Source organism: Thermoactinomyces vulgaris, from assembly GCF_005886755.1.
In the GTDB taxonomy this organism is placed as follows: domain Bacteria; phylum Bacillota; class Bacilli; order Thermoactinomycetales; family Thermoactinomycetaceae; genus Thermoactinomyces; species Thermoactinomyces vulgaris.
Genome location: NZ_CP039710.1, coordinates 483,867 through 503,232, shown reverse-complemented (window position 1 = coordinate 503,232; position 19,366 = coordinate 483,867). Strand labels below are relative to the sequence as shown.

Genomic DNA, 19,366 nt, shown 5'->3' with positions numbered 1-19,366 from the left:
GAGGACAATATTCCCTGAAACGGGACATACCATCCTCCCGGTAAATCGGATTTGTTTATTTGAATATGCAACTTCTTTCAGGTTTAGCGATAAGTCACCCCGTCATATTGAACATATCCGACCGGGTCATGGGTGAAATGAATAACGGCATCACAGCAGTTATGCGGCGTTTTATACGCTTCGTCCTCCGGAATGAATTCCCCTTTGATCACAATCGAAGCACCGACGCGAAGATTGGGGATTTCACCGCCGATTCCCGATTTATCAATGCGAATCGCGACAAACGCCCGGCTGGGAATGTCACTGGCATTTCCATTTTCAATATCCAACACATTGATATTATTCACCAGGATGTGTTGATGTTCATAGTCCGAATCATATCCGCGGATCTCCGCAATCTTTGCAGATACCGTAACAACGGTGTCCGCCGCTTCAGCTTCATACGTTGCGGAAGGATGGACCGCCAAATCCGGCGCGGAAAAAACCGGTTGGGACAAAGAAATGGAGAAAATGAAGACAAAAGCCATCACAACAGACCAATAACGTTTCATGATCATTCCTCCTTTTCGTATCAATAGGACAATATATAATATACCGAAAAAATGTTTCATTTTTGTCAAAATACATGAAAAAAATGATTTTTTATCCGGGTGATTGCGTCGGGGGCCATCTGATGCGTCGCTTTTTTGCAGACTGTTGCATACGTATAAATTAACATCCTAAGGCAAAGGGGATCTCTATGTATCCGAAGCATTCAACCACTTCCTCCACCCATGAAGGAAACCGGTTTACCGAAGTCCATCATGAAGTTCATCATGAAGTACACTATGAGAATCAGCCGTTTTTCAGGACGGGCAGGCCTCAGCCGGTGAGCAGGAACGGTTACAACCGGCAAACCGAAATGCCGGATCCGGAAAACAGTCTGGTGATCTTAAACGACTATCTTGAACCTTTGGTTACGGAAAACACGCAAACCCGGGACAATCTGAAAACCTTGATCCAAGTGATCAACCTTTTCCATCTGCCCGTCATCATGACCTATGGCAGCTTGGGGTTATCGGATGCCTCCCTCATCCCCGAATGGAGAAAACTGCATTCCAAACCCGTCATCATTTCCCGCACCACCGTCAACCCCTGGGATGACTCCTGCTTTTCCGGCACCATCCGGCAAGCCGGAAGAAGAAACCTTTTCTGGGCCGGAGCCATTGCAGAGATCAGTTTAACCCTGCCGGCCTCCACTGCCGTCCAACACGGTTACACCTCTTACGCCCTGATGGACGTTTCCTGCTCTCACACCGCCGGCGGAATATGGATGGTCAGCCAGCAATTGCAATCTGCGGGAGTTTTGCTGACCAACGTATTGGAAACCGCCGCCCGGATGCAAAGAGACTGGCGGATGCCGGCCGGAAGACAACTGGAAGCCATTCTGCAGAAATATTTAAACCGACAAATTGAATAATGTGATCACTCCACATGTCGGAAAGACATGTTTTTTTGTGCAGAATTCAAAGGGAGCCGGAGTTTTCCGGATCAAAACGCCGTTTTCACAGGATTTCCCGCTTCTTTTCGTTCTTCTTCCGGTTTTACAAGTGCTCCATTGTGTGAAAAATGGAGTATATACTCTGTTTATTTATTTATATGGAGTAAATATTTCTGAGCGAGGTGCCCGTGATGTTCACTTCTTCCTTTGCAAAACAAACTTCCGGTTCCGCCCAAGCTTACCAAGAGGCTTGCCAATGGTTACCCGGGGGTGTGACCGCCAATATCAAATATTTTTCACCTTATCCGATCATGATGGAAAAAGCTGACGGGGCCTATTTATGGGATATAGACAAAAACCGTTATATTGACTACAACTTATGTTACGGAGCCCTTGTCTTGGGACACGGCCATCTCGCTGTCAACCGTGCGATCCAAACGGTGTTGAACGAATGGGGAACCACTTCGTTTGGAACTCCTCACGCTTTGGAGCAACAAATGGCCGAACGCCTGGCAGGCCTGTATCCCGGAATCGAGAAAGTCCGCTATACCCATTCCGGGATGGAAGCGACCCTCTTGGCCATTCGGCTGGCAACCGCCTGGACCGGAAAAAAGAAAATCGTCAAGTTTGACGGGCATTATCATGGCAGTTTCGACCAGGTTTTGATCAATGTCAATCCCTCATCCCCGGTTTCCGGGGCCATGCCCGTCGCCACCTCCGATTCTTATGGATTGTCTGAAGACATCGTGGCAAACACGCTGGTTCTCCCTTTTAATGATTTGGACCGAACCGCCGAATTTCTCCGGAGGCATCACGCGGAGATCGGTGCCGTGATCCTGGAACCGGTTCAAGCCGGGTACATCCCGCCGGACCCGGAATTTTTAAAAGGACTCCGGGAAGTAACCCGGGAGCGGAACATGGTACTCATCTTTGATGAGATCAAAACCGGTTTCCGCATCAGCTTGGCGGGAGCGCAAGGCTATTACGGGGTCTCCCCCGATCTGACCACACTGGGCAAAGTGTTGGGCGGCGGTTTTCCGGTCGGTGTGGTCGGAGGACGAAAAGACATCCTGGATTTATGCTCCCCCACCCGCGGAACGGACATCTTATCCATGGAATCGGGCAATGCCGGCGAAAAACCTTTGTTTCACAGCGGGACGCACAATGGTCATCCCTTAACCCTTGCAGCAGGATGGGCCACGCTGCAACTCTTGGAAAAGAAGGATGTTTATTCATCTTTGGAAAAGAATACTATGCGCTTGCGGAACGGAATCGAGGAAATCTTGAACCGCCACGGTCTCGACGGCAAAACAGTGGGAGTGGGCAGCATCTTTAATCTGGTGTTTACGAATCGCCCCATCCGACAAGTTTACGATGTATTGAACTCCAATCGTGACTTACGCAAAAAATTGGATTTTTTATTATTGGAACAGGGGATTTATATAAAACCGCTGAACCGCTTTTCCACCTCAGTGGCACACACTCCGGAAATCATTGATGAAACCCTGGAACAATTTGAAAAGGGGGTTTTGAAACTGATTAAACAGGAGATGATGGTTTGACAAAACAACCGGACATTTTTCAAAGAATTCGCCAGAAGAGCAGTCAGATGAGCAAAGCCCAGCGCCAAATCGCCCGCTATATCGAAAACAATCCGGATACCGCTGCATTTCTGACCACGGCCAAGTTGGCAGAACGGGCGGGAGTGGGGGAAGCCACGATTATCCGTTTTTCCACTTTCCTCGGCTATTCCGGATTCACCGACATGCAGCACAGTTTACAGGAACAACTGCGAAAACGGATCACCACGGTGGAGAGATTGGATCTGGCCGGTGACATTTACCCGGAAGAACAGCGGATTGCCTACGAAATTCTGAACGACGACATCGCCAATCTCAACCAAACGATTCAAATGCTGGATGCCAAAGACTTCAGCGAGGCGGCCAAACAAATTCATCATGCCGATACCATCACGGTGGTCGCTCTTCGCAGTTCCCACTCGTTGGGCTTTTTTCTCACCTTCTACTTGCAATTGTTAAAAAAGCATGCAGAGTTGATTACCGAATCGGACACCATGTTTGAGAAATTATCCACCCTGACGGAAAAAGACCTGGTGATTGGCATCAGTTTTCCCCGTTACACCTCGCGGACGATCCAAGCCATGCAATTCGTCAGAAAAAGAAACGTGCCGGTCTTGGCCATTACGGACGCACACAGCTCCCCATTGGCCGGCGTCTCGGATGTGTGCCTGGTGGCCGCGAGTAACCTGCCGTCGTTTTTGGACTCATTTGTTGCCCCGCTAAGCTTGATCAACGCGCTTTTGACGGCAGTCGCACGGATGAACAAAAACGAAATCACCCGACACCTGAAAAACATGGAATCCTTATGGGAGATGGAAGGCATCTATCACCAGCCGGATTCTCCCAAGAAAGAATAAAAACCTCCTGGAAATCAGGAGGTTTTTTTAATTGCATAAAAAAAGCAGATCCGTCTGGCGTCGGATCTGCTTGTCCCAAATCCCATTAAGCTTCGTCGGTTTGACGGAATTTGGTGGCGATTTGTTTCAATGCGGTTGAAATGTTTTCCAAGAGCAAGGTGAAGTTTTTCATGTTTTGTTCTGCTTCTTGGAAATCATTAAAGAAACGTTGTTTGGTCATACCTTCCCATTGACCTTCGAGGCTGTTGATTTGGCTTCTCAAGTGTTGGATGATTTGCTCACTTTCTTGGCGTTTTGCTTGGAATTGGTTAGCTACTTGCTCGACCTGAGCCGGATCAATTTGAATACGAGGCATTCCGTATAACTCCTTTCGTAAAAGCCAAAATATATACATTGAAATTATATACAAAAATTATTGTTATAGCAATATTCTTCCTTTTATATTTTATATGAAAAGTGTTTCATCATGCTTCATCAACACTTTCGGACGGTTTTTTTTCAACAGACGGCCAACGCTGTCTTATCCGTTCCGTCCAAGTAACCGGCGTCCAATCCCCTGAATAAGGAAGTGCTCCTTTCACTTTGGTGTAACGCCGTTTTGCGAAATACCCTTCACCGGCCCGCAAACTTTGCTGAATCGGCCCCATGGAGTAAGCCCTCGACTCCGATGTTGGAATCTTGAAGAACGACAAATCATTCGGATCCAGACTTGCAAACAAAAAGCCGGTTTCCATGGCTTTTACTTCCGCCAGCCAGTTATCACTGCTGTACGGGAAGTTCGAGGGGGTTCCGGAGATGATCATGTAGAAGTTTTTACTCCGCCCCTGCGTTGCAATTTGGTTCAGCTGATTTTGAAGATCAAAGTTATTCATCCGTTTGCTGAAGTAATCGGCATCATCGATTACCAGCACAATCGCCGGGCCTTCCTTTTTCTTTTCATTGGCGGCAGCCAAAACGGCTTCAAACCCTTTCGGTTTCACGCGCTTGCTCAATTTCTCATCAATCTGCTTTAAAACTTCCTTCAGTTCCTCTTCGTCGGTGGCATATCCCTTCACATGGGGAAGTCCTGTCACCATGGCCAACCCTTGATCCCCGAGGCGGAAGTCCACTAAATAAAATTCGATTTCATCCGGTGAATAAAAATAGGAAAGGGACAACATCCATGTTTGCAAGAAAGACGTTTTGCCACCTTCCACCGGGCTTCCGACCACAAAGTAAGGACCGTCCTTCAAACTGACATAAAACGGGGTCAAATCATCCATGGAGATGGCGACCGGTGCTTCCAAATGATTCAAGGAAGCCTGGTTTTCTTCATGTTTGACAATCAGCTCTTGCAGTTCCACCACTTCCGGCAGAGAACCGATTTCTTTCGGGCGTTTTCCGGCCCAAGCATCCGCGAGAAGCTGCGCTTTCTCCCGCAATGTCCGGGACCGCTCGATTTCATCCGCACCTTCGGACGGAAGTGCGCTCTGGAATTCCAAAGGCGGAACCTGTCCTTTGACAAATCCGCGCCCTTCCGGCAAACTTACCGGCGGTGTCCTTAAACGGCCCACTGCGTAATAATAATCGCTCGGATCTGCCAGCTCAAAGGAAACCCCCAAGGAGAAGTTGTTTCTCACCCGGTCAAACATGTCACTTAATTGGTTCATGGTGACAATGAAGTGGATTCCGAAGCCCACGCCGGTACGGAGCAATTTCTCCAATTGATGATGTTCTTCCTCATACGTCGACTTGAAGCTGACATACCCGTCCAGCACCACGATGATGGCCGGAATTTTTTCCGATGCCGACTTGCGGTAAGCCTGGAAGGTTTTTGCTCCGGACTCAACGATTTTATCCCGCCTGCGTTCCATTTCCTGCGTCAGGTAACGGAACAAGCGTTTCACCCGGTCCGGCTCGTCATCCTGAATGATTGCCCCCATATGCGGGAGATTTGCCAAATCACGGAACATGCGACCAAAGTCCAGGACATACATATGCACATCATCCGGTGAATGTTCCAAAGCCAGTGACATCAGCAGATTTTGTACAAATGTGGTTTTACCGGTTCCCGGCATTCCGTATACCGGCAAATGGCCTTCGTTCAACGGAATGCGCAACGTATCCTGATTTTGGTTTTCCGGGTCGTCAAACAAACCGACTGCCGGTTCCAGCCAGTTTTCTGTCGGCTGCCAGGTTTCCCCGTCCCAACCGGGCGCGTTTTCCCCACGCAACTCTTCCAAAAAGAGCTGTTTGGGCAAAGGCGGGAGCCATGGGCCGCCAACCGGTTTGATCCCCATTTCTCTGGCTTGTTCGGCCAAATAATCCACCAGCACATCCAATTGTTTTTGGGTTCTTCCTTCTTTTTTCTTCTTCACGGACGATGTTCGTTTCGTCCGGTCCACTCTTCTTCCCGTCAAGAGCACTTCCTTGATGGATGCTTCTTGATTTTGCGAAGAATCCGGGCGGTAAGGAGCCCCGCTCCATGCAAATTGAACCAACTCCAACAGTTCATTGCTACCCACTTGGAAATAACCGCGTCCCGGGTTGGTGATCCATGCAGCATCCGGGATTTTCAACATTTCACGGCTGTCTGCTTCATCTTGTACGCGCAAGCAGACTCGGAAACGGGCGTTACTCCAAATCTTGTCATCCACAACCCCTGCCGGTTTTTGCGTGGCCAAAATCAAGTGAACCCCCAAGGTTCTTCCTTTGGCCGCAATCGAGATCAATTCATTCATGAATTCGGGTTGCTCTTTTTTCAACTCCGCAAATTCGTCGATAATAATCACCAAATGAGGAAGCGGATTTTCTTCGGCATGGCCCGACCTGAAATATTCATCAATATGCTGAATGTTTCCTGCCTCTTTAAAAATCCGTTCACGCCTCATCAATTCCGCTTTTAACGAAATCTTGGCCCTTTCAATAAGATTTCCGTCCAAGTTGGTAATCACGCCGGCCAAATGCGGGAGGTTTTCAAAAATATTGGACATCCCGCCCCCTTTATAGTCAATCAACAAATAAGCGATATCATGCGGATGATATTTCAGCGCTTGTGCCGCGATCAAGGCTTGAATCACTTCACTTTTCCCCGAACCGGTCGTACCGGCGATCAGCCCGTGCGGACCGTGTCCTTGCCGCTCGATTTTATCGTGAATATTCAAGCGGACTTTCTTCCCGCCGGCGCTCATTCCCACCGCAACCGGCAATGTGTTGGGGAAACGGTTCCGCTCCCAGAGGCGCTTGACATCCATTTCCTCCATCTTCTCAACTTCCAATAAGTCGAACAAAGTCAGCAATTGCGGGATTTGATTGGAACGGTTGGCTTTCAAACGGACCGGAGCCAATGCCCGTGCGGACAAATCCGCAATTTCCAGCGAAACATGGTCCGGATAAAACTTGTATTCCCACTTGTCTTCTTCTTTTTCGACCTTGGTATAGTTCGTCTCTTTCAGGATGCCGCCTCCCTCTTGCACTTCAAGCACCGCCTGACATTGCATGGGCAAAACTTCTTTGGAGTCGGCAAGCAACAAGGTACGCGCACCGACTAAATCCGGCTCTTTCAAAATCAAAGGCAGGATCGCTTCATCTTCCAACAAACCGGGGTCGGAAATGAGAAAAACATAATAAGGGAGTTCCATCCCCATCATTTCCCGGTTTTTGTTCCGTTTCCGGCGGCGCAAAACTTCATACAAGTGATCGACCAATTCCCGGGCTTCTTCATAATTGGATGCCAAGTACCGCACTCGGCGCTGGTCATCCCAAACATGGGGAAACCACCGGATCCAATCCCAGCGATCGGCTTCTTCCTCGTTATAAAAAGAAACGATTTTCACTTCATCCGGCGAATGGTGCGTCACGATTTGAATGATCAGATTGCGGAAGGTGCTTAAAATCGAATCCCGGTCTCCGACAACCCCCACCACTTGCCGTTTGTTCAACGGGAGCAACACCGGGACGTCTTCCAAGAGACCGTATTCTTTCTCCAGTTCTTTGGCCTCATCGATGAGCGGTTCCCGCTCATATTCATCCTGTTTCGGCGCCACGATCGTCAGCGTTGAAGGCACATCGCCATTTCCCAACCGCAAGGACAAAAAATCGCTGTCATGCGGCGAACGTTCCCACAAGGAACTGTCTCTCCGCTGCATTCTTCTCAGGCATTCATGCGGCGAGGGATTCCATTTCCGGAGCAGTTCCGCTTGCCGGTTTTCCTTTTGTTCCAGATCTTCTTGGTATTTTTTCAGGAGATTCCGGTATTTTCTCTCCCGTTCGACCAAGTCTTGTTTATATTTCTTCTTGTTTGATAAGTAAGTGAAAAACGGAAGGATGTACGAAAAAGCCATCATAACGGAAGAGATGATCGAAAACATATACCAACTGGAATTCCCCAATTTCCCCGATTTAATCATGTAAATATACAACCCGATGGTGGTACAGGTCATGAGAATGGGGAAGATCAATTGCACGTAAGAAAAAGTCGGCGCCGTCGGCTTTTGAGGCGGTTCGCTGATCTCAATGACTTCCCGGGGCATCTCTTCCTTGATCCTCGGTGATCTCTGAAAAATAATGCTCATCACTTTCTCTCCTTTACCGGTTTAACCATCGGTCTTCCAAGTTTCAAGAATCCCCTTGATCTCTTCTTTTTCAATCAAGCCCAGCTGTTCGGCCAGATCGTCATGTTTTTCTTCTTCCAACGGCTTTCTTTGAATCCGGAGATAAAACCCGTCCATGACTCCATAGTTTTGAAGCGTCTTTTTTTCATTCATTTTTTCCCAATTGCTGTTTTTGTTTTTGATCTCCAAGACAAACCGGTCCTGTATGTTTTGCAGATGTTCTTCAAGCGTTTCAACCATGATCGGAATCAACTCTCCGACTTGAACATCGGTGGGAAGTTCCAAATCCACCCAGTCTTTTTTTTCGTCGGAACCGTAAATCACGGTGACAATCACACTCAACCGCCGCTCCCTCCTTTCTTTTTAAGAAACCGAAAGGGGGGAATGAAATGATTCCCCCTCAAAAACCGATCGACTCATTTTTGCATCAATTTCCACATTTTCAAATACTTCACACTTTTTGACTCCATCATGAAATTATGTATACTTTCCTTCATCCAATCACAAGGAATGAACATCCTGCTATGACAATTTTTATTTTTTAAAGGAAAAATCTCCGGATTCCATTAATATAAATTTTAATCATTAAATGTATAATAATCAATACGGAAAACTCGTGTATATTTTGTGAATAAGCAATTTTCCCCACGTTGCTTCTTTTTTGCACAATAAAGGGATGCGGATCCAAAACGGCCCGCATCCCTTTAAAATATTTCCTTTATGAAAAGAAATCTGCCAGGAAACTCAAAATGAGTCCGACAACGCCAAAGTCGGCATCCCCAAAGGTCGTTTCCCGGAATCCCAAATCCCCCAACGCCGGCAACAACAGAGCCGGCAAAAAGCTGATGATGAGTCCGTTGGCAAACGCGCCCAAGATCGCCCCGCGGCGCCCGCCGGTCGCATTGCCAAACACCCCTGCGGTCGCCCCGGTAAAGAAATGGGGGACAAGTCCCGGAACAATCACCCGCAGGCCGAATAGCGGCAACACAAACATGCTGACCAATCCCGCAACAAAGCTGGATAAAAAGCCGATAATCACGGCATTGGGAGCAAACGGGAACACCGTCGGACAGTCCAACGCCGGCTTGGCATCGGGCACCAGTTTTTCCGCGAATCCTTTAAAAGCGGGGACAATTTCGCCGATCAACATCCGCACCCCGGCCAACACCACATACACACCGGCTGCAAAGGTAATGGCCTGAATCAGGGAATACACCAGATAGTTTTGTCCGTCGGAAAGCTGCGACTCAATATACCCCGATCCGGTAAAAAGCGCCACCACTATAAACAGGATCGCCATCGTCAGAGAAACGGCAACCGACGTATCCCTTAAAAATCCCAGCTGCTTCGGCACTTTGATCGATTCGGTCGATTTTGACTTATCCCCGGTCCATTTTCCAACGGCGCCTGCCACCAAATAGCCCACGGAACCAAAGTGACCCACGGCAAAATCGTCAGACCCCGTGATTTTACGGACATACGGGAACAAAATCGCCGGGGAAACCACCATCAAAATCCCCAGAATCACAGAACCGACAATCACCAACAGGGCCCCATTCAATCCGGCGGTGGACAAGATCACCGCAATCAGGCAAGCCATAAACAAGGTATGGTGTCCGGTGAGAAAGACAAATTTGAGCGGGGTAAACCGGGCCAAAATCAGGTTCACGACCATTCCGAAAACCATGATCAAAGCCGTTTGCGTCCCAAATGTGCTTTGAGCCACAGCCACAATGGCTTCATTGTTCGGAATGACCCCCGAAATGGAAAAGGCACGGTTGAACATTTGCCCGAACACATCCAGCGAACTGATGATGACATTGCCACCGGCAGTAATCAAAATAAAACCGAGTACCGTTTTCAACGTTCCCGAAATGACTTGCGAAACCTCTTTTTTCTGCAACAGCAAACCGATCAAGGCAAAAACACCCACAAGGATCGCAGGCGTTGCCAAAATATCGAGAAAAACATTTAAAAGTTCCATTTTCATCGCCAACTTCCTGTCCATTATGTCAATCGAGATAAGGAGCGATTTTGGTTTTGATTTCCTCAAGATTCATTACATTTTCCAGTGCGACAATGTTGCGGGTTCCATCATCAAGTTGTGAAATAATATCTTGCGCTCCGATATAAAGATCCGCCTCTTCCGAACGGGCTGACGCCAAATCGGTATGCCCCACTTCCGCTTCTTTGCCCAATTCATTCAATGCTTTTTTCACGTTCAGCTCCATGATAAAACTGCTGCCCAGTCCATTTCCGCATACCACCAAGATTTTCATGATACGCCATCTCCTTTCGAATATTGGTGAATCATCTGCAAAACTTCTTCCGGGGTTTGTGCTTGGATGAGCTTCTCGATCTCCGCTTCATCGGATAACATTTCCGACAATTGTGCAAGCGCCAGCAAATGGGATTCACTGTCCACCGCCGCCAGCACAAAGAGTAAATGGACCTTTTTCTGTTGCGGAAAAAGCACCCCTTCTTCCAATCGCAAAAAACTCATCGACAGTTGATGAACTCCGTCATCCGGCCGTGCATGAGGAATGGCCACTTTCGGTGCCAACACGACATAGGGCCCCAATTCATGGATCGAATCAATCATGGCTTGGACATATTGTTCTTTGACACATCCTTTTTGGACCAGCGGCTTTGCAGCCAGCCGGATGGCGTCTTCCCATGAATCAGCCTTCTTGGCCAGTTGAATCGTCTGTTCGGTGATTAATTCGTTCAACATCGGTTTCTGACTCTCCTTTATTGATGAAGGAGCGAAATGGTTTTGCGCGAACAGCGAAGCCAACGCTTTGGACAGACCAGCCCGGTCATGAATGTCCGCGTACTGCTCAATGATGTTCAAGATATGCTCCTCATTCGTGGAAAAACCGTAAATTTCCCTGGAAACTTCACTTCTTAAACGCACTTTTTCTTCTTGGGTCAAAATCGGAGGAATCAAAAATAATTTTGCTTGCGTCCGCAAAAACACCGTGGAAAAAACCAAGTCACACGGATAACGTTTGGAAAAGAACTCCCTCACCGTTACCGCATCCAAAAACAGGATATCCGGAAACAAATCCCTGAGCCCGTGGGTCAGCAAATTGGAAATGGCAATTCCGTTGGGGCAAACCACCACCGCTTTCGGCCGGTTGGTCAATTCCAATCCTTGTCGTCGGAGCCATCCCCCAAAATGCATGGTAAGATAAGCCAATTCGTCTTCCGGAATGGGTTTCCCTACTTTTTCTTCAAACGGAACGGCACACTTTTTCACCAGGAAATGGAGGGCTTCATGCTCCTCTAAAATGATGTTCTTCAAAGGATTGGGCAGTGTCAGCCCGTATTTAATCCGGTAATAAGCCGGATCCAGATGCATGGCGATCATCGAAGCCAATTGTTCCTTTTCCGAAAAATAAAGGCATCCGATTTGCTCAAAACGCCCGATCATCTTTTCCGCCAATTCGTGCATCGGCTGATCCGCCTGAGAAAAAATGTTTCCCGTCAGCAAAAGCAAGGCGATATAAGCTTGTTCGCGACTGAAAACCGGATCGGAAAGCGGGAAACGAAGCAGCCTTTTCAGCAGGTTTCCGGCCGCCGCAAATGCTTTTGTACGCGTAATTTCATCCCACTTTTCCGGCCATCGGACCCGGTTCCCCTCTTCGATTCTCCGGATTAAAAACATCAACAAATATTTCAGCTGATTCAAATGTTCATCCATATAACGGATATCCAGCCGTTTTTCGGTCTCTTCCAACTGATGCAACACTTGGTCAGCGGAAATTCCCGTGCCTTGATCCAACACGGTGTTTAAAAGCATTTCACCGTTATCCCAGCGAATGCACTCGATCACTAGCCACCTTAACAAGTTCCTTTGCTTCCACTCCGGGCCGGCAAAGCGGTACCCGTCAGCCCGCGAATAGATCAAATTCACTCCGGCTTTGCGAGCCTTTTTCCTCGCTTCTTTCAGATCGGCCAGTGCCGTGTTCCGGCTTACGTCCAATAAACTGGTGACATGGACGAGCGACCACGGTTCTCTTGCAATCAAAAGCGAAAGCAAGAGCATATTCACTCGTTCAGTGCCGGTCCAAACATAATTTTTTTGTTCGACGGCATCCCATCTTTGCAAGTATTCCTCCAATGAAGAAGGGATGACAAATCCATGCTGCCGGACATATCGAATCGCCGGGAGATTTTCTTCTTTCAACCAGGAATTAATCTTCTCCAAATCATAGGTGATCTGGCGTCGGGACAGCCCCAGCCTTTCCTGCAATTGTTTCCATGAACTGCCCGGGCGGGATGCAATTTCATGAAGCAATCGAATACAGCGTTCATCAAGTTGCATGGATCATCCCTTTCTTTCTTCAGTATAAGGAAAAAACGCAGGAGATAGAAAACGTTTTCATCCCAATTTTTGTCCAACCCCTTTGTACAAATTTGGGTTATGGATTATCCAAGCATTGATTTTTCACCCATTCCCGCAGAACCGCGGCATGGTTGTGAATTGGATCTTTGGCTGCATAAAGGAGGGTGACATGATCCTCTTGCAAATACCGGCAAATCCGGTCGACCCATTGTCTGCATCCGGGATCAGTGGCCAATTCCTTCCGGTAAAGCACGCGAAACTTCTCAAAACGATCCGGCCGGTGGCCAAACCAACGGCGCAACTCCGGACTCGGCGCAACCTCTTTCATCCATTCATCCAAACGGGTTTGCTCTTTTTTGACTCCGCGTGGCCACAAGCGATCAACCAAAATCCGTTTCCCATCTTCGCGGACAGGTGGTTCATAGATCCGTTTCAATTTCAATTGATAAACCATTTCCGCATCCTCCTGTTTTCAAATTATTATACCAATCTGTCAAAAAACCAATTCCGGCACAAATGTCCTTCAATTTGAAACAGGACGGGGTGGTCGGTGAGCGGTTTATCCTTCCGAGAACGAAGCGGGATCGAAAAAAGAGAAAATTATATCCGCAAACATTTGGGAATCCCCGACGATTTCCGTGTTGTTGCCGTTTTTGGTTTCCCTTCTGACTTCTTTGGATAAAACAGTTTATGTTCATATATTCACAAATAACTCTTGGTTTAAACATGTCATAAACGTTGTAAATATTAGTTTTTTTATAGTGATAAGAAAAAAAAGCACCCTTAATGTGAAATATTTCACATTATGTCCATTTCTTTTCCCATCTTTCGGAAGTATACTGTAGGTGATGGATCCATCATCCCATGAAACAGTCACCAGCAGGCCGTTGGAATAAAATTGATTTTCTTTGGAAACCATTCATTAGCGTATGGAAAACCAGGCCACTTTGACCGGAACGAGGTGTTCCCCATGAATCTGTGGACCCAAACTTATTATCCATTGGAAAGCTCTTGGCTGTCGGCGCTGATTGCCGCCGTTCCCATCGCCTTCTTTGTGATATCCCTCACAATCTTACGCTTAAAAGGCCACATCGCGGCTATATATACCACCTTGATTGCTTTGGCGATTGCAATCCTTTTCTATCACATGCCTGTCCCGATGGCTGCCGGTGCGGCCGTTTTTGGCTTTGCATACGGGTTGTGGCCGATTGCCTGGATCGTCATCACAGCCGTCTTGCTGTATAAAATCACGGTCAAGACCGGACAATTCGATGTCATCCGGTCCAGTATCATCGCCATTTCCCAAGACCAGCGTCTGCAACTGTTGTTAATCGGTTTTTCATTCAACGCTTTTTTGGAAGGGGCCGCCGGCTTTGGGGTTCCGATTGCCATTTCCGCTGCACTGTTGGTGCAACTCGGTTTCAAGCCTTTGCAGGCCGCTTCTCTCTGTCTGATTGCCAATGCGGCTTCCGGAGCTTATGGAGCCATCGGAATCCCGGTGATTGTCGCCGGTCAGGTGTCCGGCATCGACAAAATGACGCTTTCCAAAATTCTCGGGATTCAACTGCCTGTCATCTCTTTCCTTGTCCCGTTCCTGATGGTGTGGATGATCGATCGCTTCCGGGGGATCAAAGAAACCTTTCCGGCACTGATGGCCGTGGCCGGCTCCTACACACTCACACAATATCTGACCGTGACGTGGATCGGTCCGGAACTGGCCAATATCACTTCATCGCTCATCAGCATGGGGGCGTTGGTTCTCTTGTCGAGATACTGGAAACCGAAAAAAATATTTCAACTCCAACACGGCGTGCCATCCGCACCGCCGAAGCAAGTCACCCTTTTTGAAGTGGTCAAAGCATGGTCACCGTTTTACATCTTGACAGGGATCATCGGACTGTGGAGCAGCCATGGCTTTAAGCAATTATTTGATCCCGGCGGACCGCTGGCTTTTCTGACCACGTATCTGAAAATCCCCGGGTTGCATCAAAAAATTCTCATCGCTCCGCCCATTGCTGATAAATTGACCCCTTATGATGCCATCTTAAAACTGGATTGGGTTTCTTCCACCGGAACCGCCATTTTCCTCTCCGTCCTTTTGACTCTTTGGTTGTTCCGGATGGATCTGAAAACGACAATTCAACTGGTCAAAGAAACATGGTCGGAACTGTGGAAACCGGTGATCACAATAGGTTTTGTGCTTTCCTTTGCATATGTCGCCAATTACTCTGGCATTTCCTCCACCTTGGGATTAACCCTTGCCAAAACCGGCGGACTCTTTCCGTTTTTCTCACCCGTTTTGGGGTGGCTCGGCGTTTTCCTGACCGGGTCGGTCGTCGCAAACAATGCCCTGTTTGCCAACTTGCAACTGGTGACCGCACACCAAATCGGGGCATCCCCGGCTTGGTTGGTCGCCGCAAATACCAGCGGGGGGGTGATCGGAAAACTGTTAAGCCCGCAATCCGTGGCCATTGCCACAGCAGCTGTCGGCAAAGCGGGACAGGAATCCGGTTTGTTCCGCAAGACGTTAAAAGTCAGCCTTTCCTTCCTGCTGCTGACCTGTATCTTTACCTATCTTTTGAGCTTTCTGTTCCACTAAGCTGAAACAGAAGTGGGGAGTGTTGTACGATGAAAAGAAAAATTGCTCTGATCGGAACCGGATTTGTCGGATCCAGCTATGCTTTTGCGGTGTTGAATCAAGGATTGGCCAATGAACTGGTCCTGATTGATATCAACAAGAAAAAAGCAGAAGGGGATGCGATGGATTTAAACCATGCTTCCCCCTTCGGATCACGCATTTGTGTCCGGGCCGGAGATTATGAAGACTGTAACGATGCAGACTTGGTCGTCATAACCGCCGGAGCCAATCAAAAGCCGGGAGAAACCCGTCTGGACTTGGTCAATAAGAACGCGAAAATCTTTCAAACCATCATTGCAGAAGTGATGAAAAGCGGTTTTGACGGACTGTTTCTGGTCGCCACCAATCCCGTTGACATCTTGTCCTTTCTCACCATGAAGTATTCCGGCTTCCCGGCTCACCGCGTCATCGGCTCGGGAACCATTCTGGATACGGCTCGCTTCCGCTATCTGCTCGGCGAAGCTTACCAAATCAACCCGCAAAACGTGCATGCTTATATCATAGGCGAACACGGCGATACGGAACTTCCGGTCTGGAGCCATGCCTATATCGGCACCCGTCCGGTTTCCGATTATTTGAAAGAAGGAAAAGGCCCGGACAAAGAGCAGTTGGATCAACTGTTCACCCAAGTGCGGGATGCCGCTTACCAGATCATTGATTTGAAAGGTGCCACCTACTATGCAATCGCCATGGGACTGGTGCGTTTGACGCAAGCCATATTTCGCGATGAAAATGCAATCCTGACCGTCTCCACGCTCCTGAAAGGAGAATACGGTCTGAATGACATCTGTCTGGGGGTCCCGGCTGTCATTAACCGCTCCGGGGTTCGCGAAGTTATCGAACTTAATCTCACGGAAGAAGAACGAAAAAAATTACACCATTCCGCTGATATCCTGACCAAGCAACTGCAATCCTTGAAGTAATTCCCACCTTTGACCTGACCACCTCCCAATGAAAAAGCCTGTGCCCCAAAAAAGGACACAGGCTTTCCCCTCCCTCATGATTTCTGTCAATAGGCAGCCGTTCTTGCTCCCCGGAAATAGATCCCGTTGTCATGGATACCATGCGCATAAGACGTCACATGATGATCGTTGACCTGTTGGGTGAAGCAAACCGTCTCTCCTCTCGGAATATCACAATTGTATGTGCGCCCGTCGCTGTTGCGGACAATTTTGGCTGTGCCCAACCCCCAGTTCGGATCATGCGGATAGTCGGCGGTAATCCGTGCCCAAACCGTCTCACAGGACGGACTGTAACGCAATTCGATGATCACCGTCAATGCTTGCCGATTGAACCGTGACCGCATCATTTGCACATACGGTTTGATTCGGCCAGGTTCCGGTCCAATCCTCCGACCAGGCATAGGTTTCCGGCTGAAAACTGAAAAAAGACATGCTGAACACGGTGATCAATGAAAAAGCCACAGCAGTGAATTTTCTCATTTAAGCCCTCCAAACGGAATTTTTAAAATTCGCACACAAATGCCGCAAGAAATCTATCCGTCAGATGACTTCGAATCTCCCATTGTTTTGAAATGATGACCGCTCATTTCTTTTGGTATAATATCCATGACGAAACACCGGTTTGATTTTATTCACTGCGGTTTGCACAGAAGGTGAAAGCACCATGAAAAAAATCTTGCATCTGGATTTGGATGCATTTTTTGCCAGCGTGGAACAACTCGATTTTCCCGAACTGCGGGGAAAACCCGTCATTGTCGGGGGACTGAAAAACCGCGGTGTGGTCTCCACCTGCAGCTATGAAGCCAGGAAGTACGGCATCCACTCGGCCATGCCGACCGCCAAGGCCCGGAAACTCTGTCCAAAAGGCATTTTTTTGCCGGTAAGGTATGAACGTTACCGGGAAAAATCCCGTGAAGTACGGAACATCTACACCGAATACAGCGACCGCTTCGAAACCGTCGGATTGGATGAAGCCTATCTGGATGTCTCCCATTACGACAATGCTGTACCCGTCGCACGTGAAATCAAGCGGCGGATCCGGGAGGAAACCGGGCTTACATGCAGCATCGGGCTTTCCTACAACAAATCCATGGCCAAAATTGCCAGTGATTTAAAAAAGCCGGATGCCTTTGTCATCATACGGCCCGGACAAGCCATGGCGGTGTTAAAAAATTTGCCGATCGGCGCTTTGCACGGCATCGGAAAAAAATCACAAAAGCGTTTGCACGCCATGGGAGTGGAAACGGTTCGTGATTTCTGGCGCTTGTCTTTGGAAGAAGTGACGGCGATGTTTGGCAAGTTTGGTCATGATTTATATGATCGTGCCCGCGGGCAGGATAACCGCGATATTGTCACCGATCGTTCCCCAAAATCCCACGGCCGGGAAATCACATTGCCCTCAGACTTGTATGACAGGGAGGAAATCGCCCGGATCGCCCGCGATCTTCTCGCGGAGACCGAGCAAAAACTGAACAAGAAAAAAATCAGGCCGCAAACACTCACCCTGAAAATCAAATACGCTGATTTTACAATGCATTCCAAGCAACGAACAACAATACCGGGCGCCGACTGGGCCAAAGTTTTGGAGGAGTTGCTTGATGCCTTTGATTATTCAGCCGGCGTCCGGTTGGTCGGGGTGTCGCTGTCCAATTTTGTCGAGCCGTCTTCCGATATGTATGAACAACTTGTGTTGCCTTTGGGGGAGGAATGGGTTTGAATCCGGTTTTATTTTGAATGATTTTTCTCTGACACGAGTGCGGCGATTTTATCGAAGGTTTTGGACTCATTGGAACTGGAAACCATTTGGATCCCCATTTCCTGAATGCGCTTATAGGCTTCATCCAGCTTGTTTTGCAGTTCGGTAATCGTTTCGTGGGATGCTTGCAGTTGCTTTTTGAGGTTTTCGCATTCGGTTTCGAGGATCTTTTTGTCCGCTTCCACTTCTTTTTTGAAGGCGGCTTCGCGGATGGCCAAGACTTTTTTCATCTCTGCGTCCGCTTTTTCCTTCGCTTCTTTTTTCACTTCCGCGATTTTGTCCGGGATGGAAGCCACTTCCTCTTCCAACTCTTTCATTTTCTCTTCTCGCTTCAGGAGCTTTTCTTCGCGTTCATCCAATTGCATTTTATAGGCATCCAGTTCTTTCGTGGTTTTTTCGACTTCCGCTTCAAATTCTTTCCGCTTGCTTGCCAGTTCATCTTCCAACTGGTCATAAGACTGTTTTTTCTGGCGGGCGAATTCGTATTTGAACTCTTCTTCGCCTCTTTTTTTCTGCAATTCCAATGCTTCTTTTTGCTCTTTCAGCATGGTTTGGTACTCTTTGCGGGCGATTTCGATTTGCTTTTTGATCTCTTCCAGTTCATTGGTCGCCTTTTCCTTCTCTTCAGCCAATTCTTTCTCTTGGGATAATTTCAATTCCTGATGAGCATTGACCAATCCCGCAAGGGTGTGGGCTTGTTTCTCGATATCAAACAGTTCTTTGAGTTCGGCTTCTTTGATGGCAATGGCTTCTTTGACCGTCTGCAGGTTCTTGGTCTGTTCTTTTAAATCACTGTCGATTTTCGTCAGCAGTTGAACAACGGATTTGGATAAATCGGTGATTTTGCCTTCGATGTTTCCTTCCATCAATTGATCGGCTTTGTTGGTGATTTCGGCTTCTTTCTTCTTTTTCGCCTCTTTGGCTGCATCCAATTTTCCTTTTTCCAGTTCCGCAATTTTCTTTTCTGCTTCACGAAGCGCTTTTAAAATGGTCGCTTTTGTGTCTCTTTCAGTGATTTTTTTGCTCATGATTGCTCCCCTTTTTCTGATGATGACAATAATATTTTAAAATACGAACATACGTTTGTAAAGTCTTTTCCTTCAAATTTATTGCCTTTAATAAATAGATTCATTATTTTGAATATTACCCC

Annotated in this window: 17 protein-coding genes; 6 read left to right on the top strand and 11 right to left on the bottom strand. The window is 47.9% G+C overall.

Annotation, left to right across the window (positions count from 1 at the left end; genetic code table 11):
• Positions 1 to 83: 83 nt before the first annotated feature.
• Complete coding sequence (locus tag FA954_RS02615; RefSeq protein WP_049720632.1) at positions 84 to 551, bottom strand: hypothetical protein; 468 nt, start codon at positions 549 to 551, stop codon at positions 84 to 86.
• A 188-nt stretch (positions 552 to 739) separates the two neighbouring features.
• Here FA954_RS02615 and FA954_RS02610 point away from each other — a divergent pair, with 188 nt between their 5' ends.
• From FA954_RS02610 to FA954_RS02600, 3 genes are all read left to right on the top strand, one after another.
• Entirely contained in the window at positions 740 to 1,459 is a 720-nt protein-coding gene (locus tag FA954_RS02610) for a cysteine hydrolase family protein (protein WP_062843249.1), read from the top strand.
• Between the two features lie 212 nt (positions 1,460 to 1,671).
• Positions 1,672 to 3,042, top strand: a complete 1,371-nt coding sequence (locus FA954_RS02605) for an aspartate aminotransferase family protein (RefSeq protein ID WP_037993166.1) — start codon at positions 1,672 to 1,674, stop codon at positions 3,040 to 3,042.
• The gene (locus FA954_RS02600) at positions 3,039 to 3,917 is read left to right on the top strand and encodes a MurR/RpiR family transcriptional regulator (protein ID WP_037993167.1); all 879 of its coding nucleotides are present in this window, start codon (positions 3,039 to 3,041) and stop codon (positions 3,915 to 3,917) included. Before FA954_RS02605 ends, FA954_RS02600 begins: the two co-directional genes overlap by 4 nt.
• Positions 3,918 to 4,002: 85 nt before the next feature.
• Here the strand turns inward: FA954_RS02600 and FA954_RS02595 are convergent, their stop codons facing one another.
• From FA954_RS02595 to FA954_RS02565, 7 genes are all read right to left on the bottom strand, one after another.
• Positions 4,003 to 4,272, bottom strand: a complete 270-nt coding sequence (locus FA954_RS02595) for a WXG100 family type VII secretion target (RefSeq protein WP_049720635.1) — start codon at positions 4,270 to 4,272, stop codon at positions 4,003 to 4,005.
• A gap of 109 nt (positions 4,273 to 4,381) precedes the next feature.
• The gene (gene essC / locus FA954_RS02590) at positions 4,382 to 8,470 is read right to left on the bottom strand and encodes a type VII secretion protein EssC (protein WP_138614839.1); all 4,089 of its coding nucleotides are present in this window, start codon (positions 8,468 to 8,470) and stop codon (positions 4,382 to 4,384) included.
• A 21-nt stretch (positions 8,471 to 8,491) separates the two neighbouring features.
• Positions 8,492 to 8,845, bottom strand: coding sequence for an EsaB/YukD family protein (locus tag FA954_RS02585; RefSeq protein ID WP_231564555.1), 354 nt, complete (start codon positions 8,843 to 8,845; stop codon positions 8,492 to 8,494).
• Positions 8,846 to 9,227: 382 nt separating this feature from the next.
• The gene (locus FA954_RS02580; RefSeq protein WP_037993235.1) at positions 9,228 to 10,493 is read right to left on the bottom strand and encodes a PTS ascorbate transporter subunit IIC; all 1,266 of its coding nucleotides are present in this window, start codon (positions 10,491 to 10,493) and stop codon (positions 9,228 to 9,230) included.
• 28 nt (positions 10,494 to 10,521) lie between these two features.
• Positions 10,522 to 10,788: a PTS sugar transporter subunit IIB gene (locus tag FA954_RS02575; protein WP_175413164.1), complete on the bottom strand. Its 267-nt coding sequence runs from the start codon at positions 10,786 to 10,788 to the stop codon at positions 10,522 to 10,524.
• Positions 10,785 to 12,839 (bottom strand): BglG family transcription antiterminator, encoded by a 2,055-nt coding sequence (locus tag FA954_RS02570; RefSeq protein WP_037993174.1) that lies wholly within the window; start codon positions 12,837 to 12,839, stop codon positions 10,785 to 10,787. Before FA954_RS02570 ends, FA954_RS02575 begins: the two co-directional genes overlap by 4 nt.
• Positions 12,840 to 12,936: 97 nt before the next feature.
• Positions 12,937 to 13,314, bottom strand: a complete 378-nt coding sequence (locus tag FA954_RS02565) for a DUF488 domain-containing protein (RefSeq protein WP_037993177.1) — start codon at positions 13,312 to 13,314, stop codon at positions 12,937 to 12,939.
• 516 nt (positions 13,315 to 13,830) lie between these two features.
• Between FA954_RS02565 and FA954_RS02560 the strand changes: the two genes are divergently transcribed.
• Together FA954_RS02560 and FA954_RS02555 are read left to right on the top strand one after the other, a co-directional pair.
• Positions 13,831 to 15,459 (top strand): lactate permease LctP family transporter, encoded by a 1,629-nt coding sequence (locus FA954_RS02560; RefSeq protein WP_138614838.1) that lies wholly within the window; start codon positions 13,831 to 13,833, stop codon positions 15,457 to 15,459.
• Between the two features lie 29 nt (positions 15,460 to 15,488).
• On the top strand, positions 15,489 to 16,421 hold the full coding sequence (locus FA954_RS02555) for an L-lactate dehydrogenase (RefSeq protein ID WP_049720640.1): 933 nt from the start codon (positions 15,489 to 15,491) through the stop codon (positions 16,419 to 16,421).
• 86 nt (positions 16,422 to 16,507) lie between these two features.
• On the opposite strand, the gene FA954_RS02550 is transcribed toward FA954_RS02555, so the two are convergent.
• Both FA954_RS02550 and FA954_RS13805 read right to left on the bottom strand, forming a co-directional pair.
• Positions 16,508 to 16,771: a DUF2690 domain-containing protein gene (locus FA954_RS02550; protein ID WP_197052014.1), complete on the bottom strand. Its 264-nt coding sequence runs from the start codon at positions 16,769 to 16,771 to the stop codon at positions 16,508 to 16,510.
• Positions 16,737 to 16,940: a hypothetical protein gene (locus FA954_RS13805; protein ID WP_052186853.1), complete on the bottom strand. Its 204-nt coding sequence runs from the start codon at positions 16,938 to 16,940 to the stop codon at positions 16,737 to 16,739. The genes FA954_RS02550 and FA954_RS13805 overlap by 35 nt, the downstream gene beginning before the upstream one ends.
• A gap of 184 nt (positions 16,941 to 17,124) precedes the next feature.
• Between FA954_RS13805 and FA954_RS02545 the strand changes: the two genes are divergently transcribed.
• Positions 17,125 to 18,177: a DNA polymerase IV gene (locus FA954_RS02545; RefSeq protein ID WP_037997352.1), complete on the top strand. Its 1,053-nt coding sequence runs from the start codon at positions 17,125 to 17,127 to the stop codon at positions 18,175 to 18,177.
• 8 nt (positions 18,178 to 18,185) lie between these two features.
• Here FA954_RS02545 and FA954_RS02540 read toward each other — a convergent pair whose 3' ends face one another.
• The gene (locus FA954_RS02540) at positions 18,186 to 19,244 is read right to left on the bottom strand and encodes a hypothetical protein (RefSeq protein ID WP_037997350.1); all 1,059 of its coding nucleotides are present in this window, start codon (positions 19,242 to 19,244) and stop codon (positions 18,186 to 18,188) included.
• Positions 19,245 to 19,366 lie beyond the last annotated feature (122 nt).

Bases quoted from the DNA above. Each gene is read 5' to 3' on its own strand.
- FA954_RS02615 (WP_049720632.1), bottom strand. From the start codon at position 551: ATGAAACGTTATTGGTCTGTTGTGATGGCTTTTGTCTTCATTTTCTCC.
- FA954_RS02610 (WP_062843249.1), top strand. From the start codon at position 740: ATGTATCCGAAGCATTCAACCACTTCCTCCACCCATGAAGGAAACCGG.
- FA954_RS02605 (WP_037993166.1), top strand. From the start codon at position 1,672: ATGTTCACTTCTTCCTTTGCAAAACAAACTTCCGGTTCCGCCCAAGCT.
- FA954_RS02595 (WP_049720635.1), bottom strand. From the start codon at position 4,272: ATGCCTCGTATTCAAATTGATCCGGCTCAGGTCGAGCAAGTAGCTAAC.
- essC (WP_138614839.1), bottom strand. From the start codon at position 8,470: ATGAGCATTATTTTTCAGAGATCACCGAGGATCAAGGAAGAGATGCCC.
- FA954_RS02580 (WP_037993235.1), bottom strand. From the start codon at position 10,493: ATGGAACTTTTAAATGTTTTTCTCGATATTTTGGCAACGCCTGCGATC.
- FA954_RS02575 (WP_175413164.1), bottom strand. From the start codon at position 10,788: ATGAAAATCTTGGTGGTATGCGGAAATGGACTGGGCAGCAGTTTTATC.
- FA954_RS02570 (WP_037993174.1), bottom strand. From the start codon at position 12,839: ATGCAACTTGATGAACGCTGTATTCGATTGCTTCATGAAATTGCATCC.
- FA954_RS02565 (WP_037993177.1), bottom strand. From the start codon at position 13,314: ATGGTTTATCAATTGAAATTGAAACGGATCTATGAACCACCTGTCCGC.
- FA954_RS02560 (WP_138614838.1), top strand. From the start codon at position 13,831: ATGAATCTGTGGACCCAAACTTATTATCCATTGGAAAGCTCTTGGCTG.
- FA954_RS02555 (WP_049720640.1), top strand. From the start codon at position 15,489: ATGAAAAGAAAAATTGCTCTGATCGGAACCGGATTTGTCGGATCCAGC.
- FA954_RS13805 (WP_052186853.1), bottom strand. From the start codon at position 16,940: ATGAGAAAATTCACTGCTGTGGCTTTTTCATTGATCACCGTGTTCAGC.
- FA954_RS02545 (WP_037997352.1), top strand. From the start codon at position 17,125: ATGAAAAAAATCTTGCATCTGGATTTGGATGCATTTTTTGCCAGCGTG.
- FA954_RS02540 (WP_037997350.1), bottom strand. From the start codon at position 19,244: ATGAGCAAAAAAATCACTGAAAGAGACACAAAAGCGACCATTTTAAAA.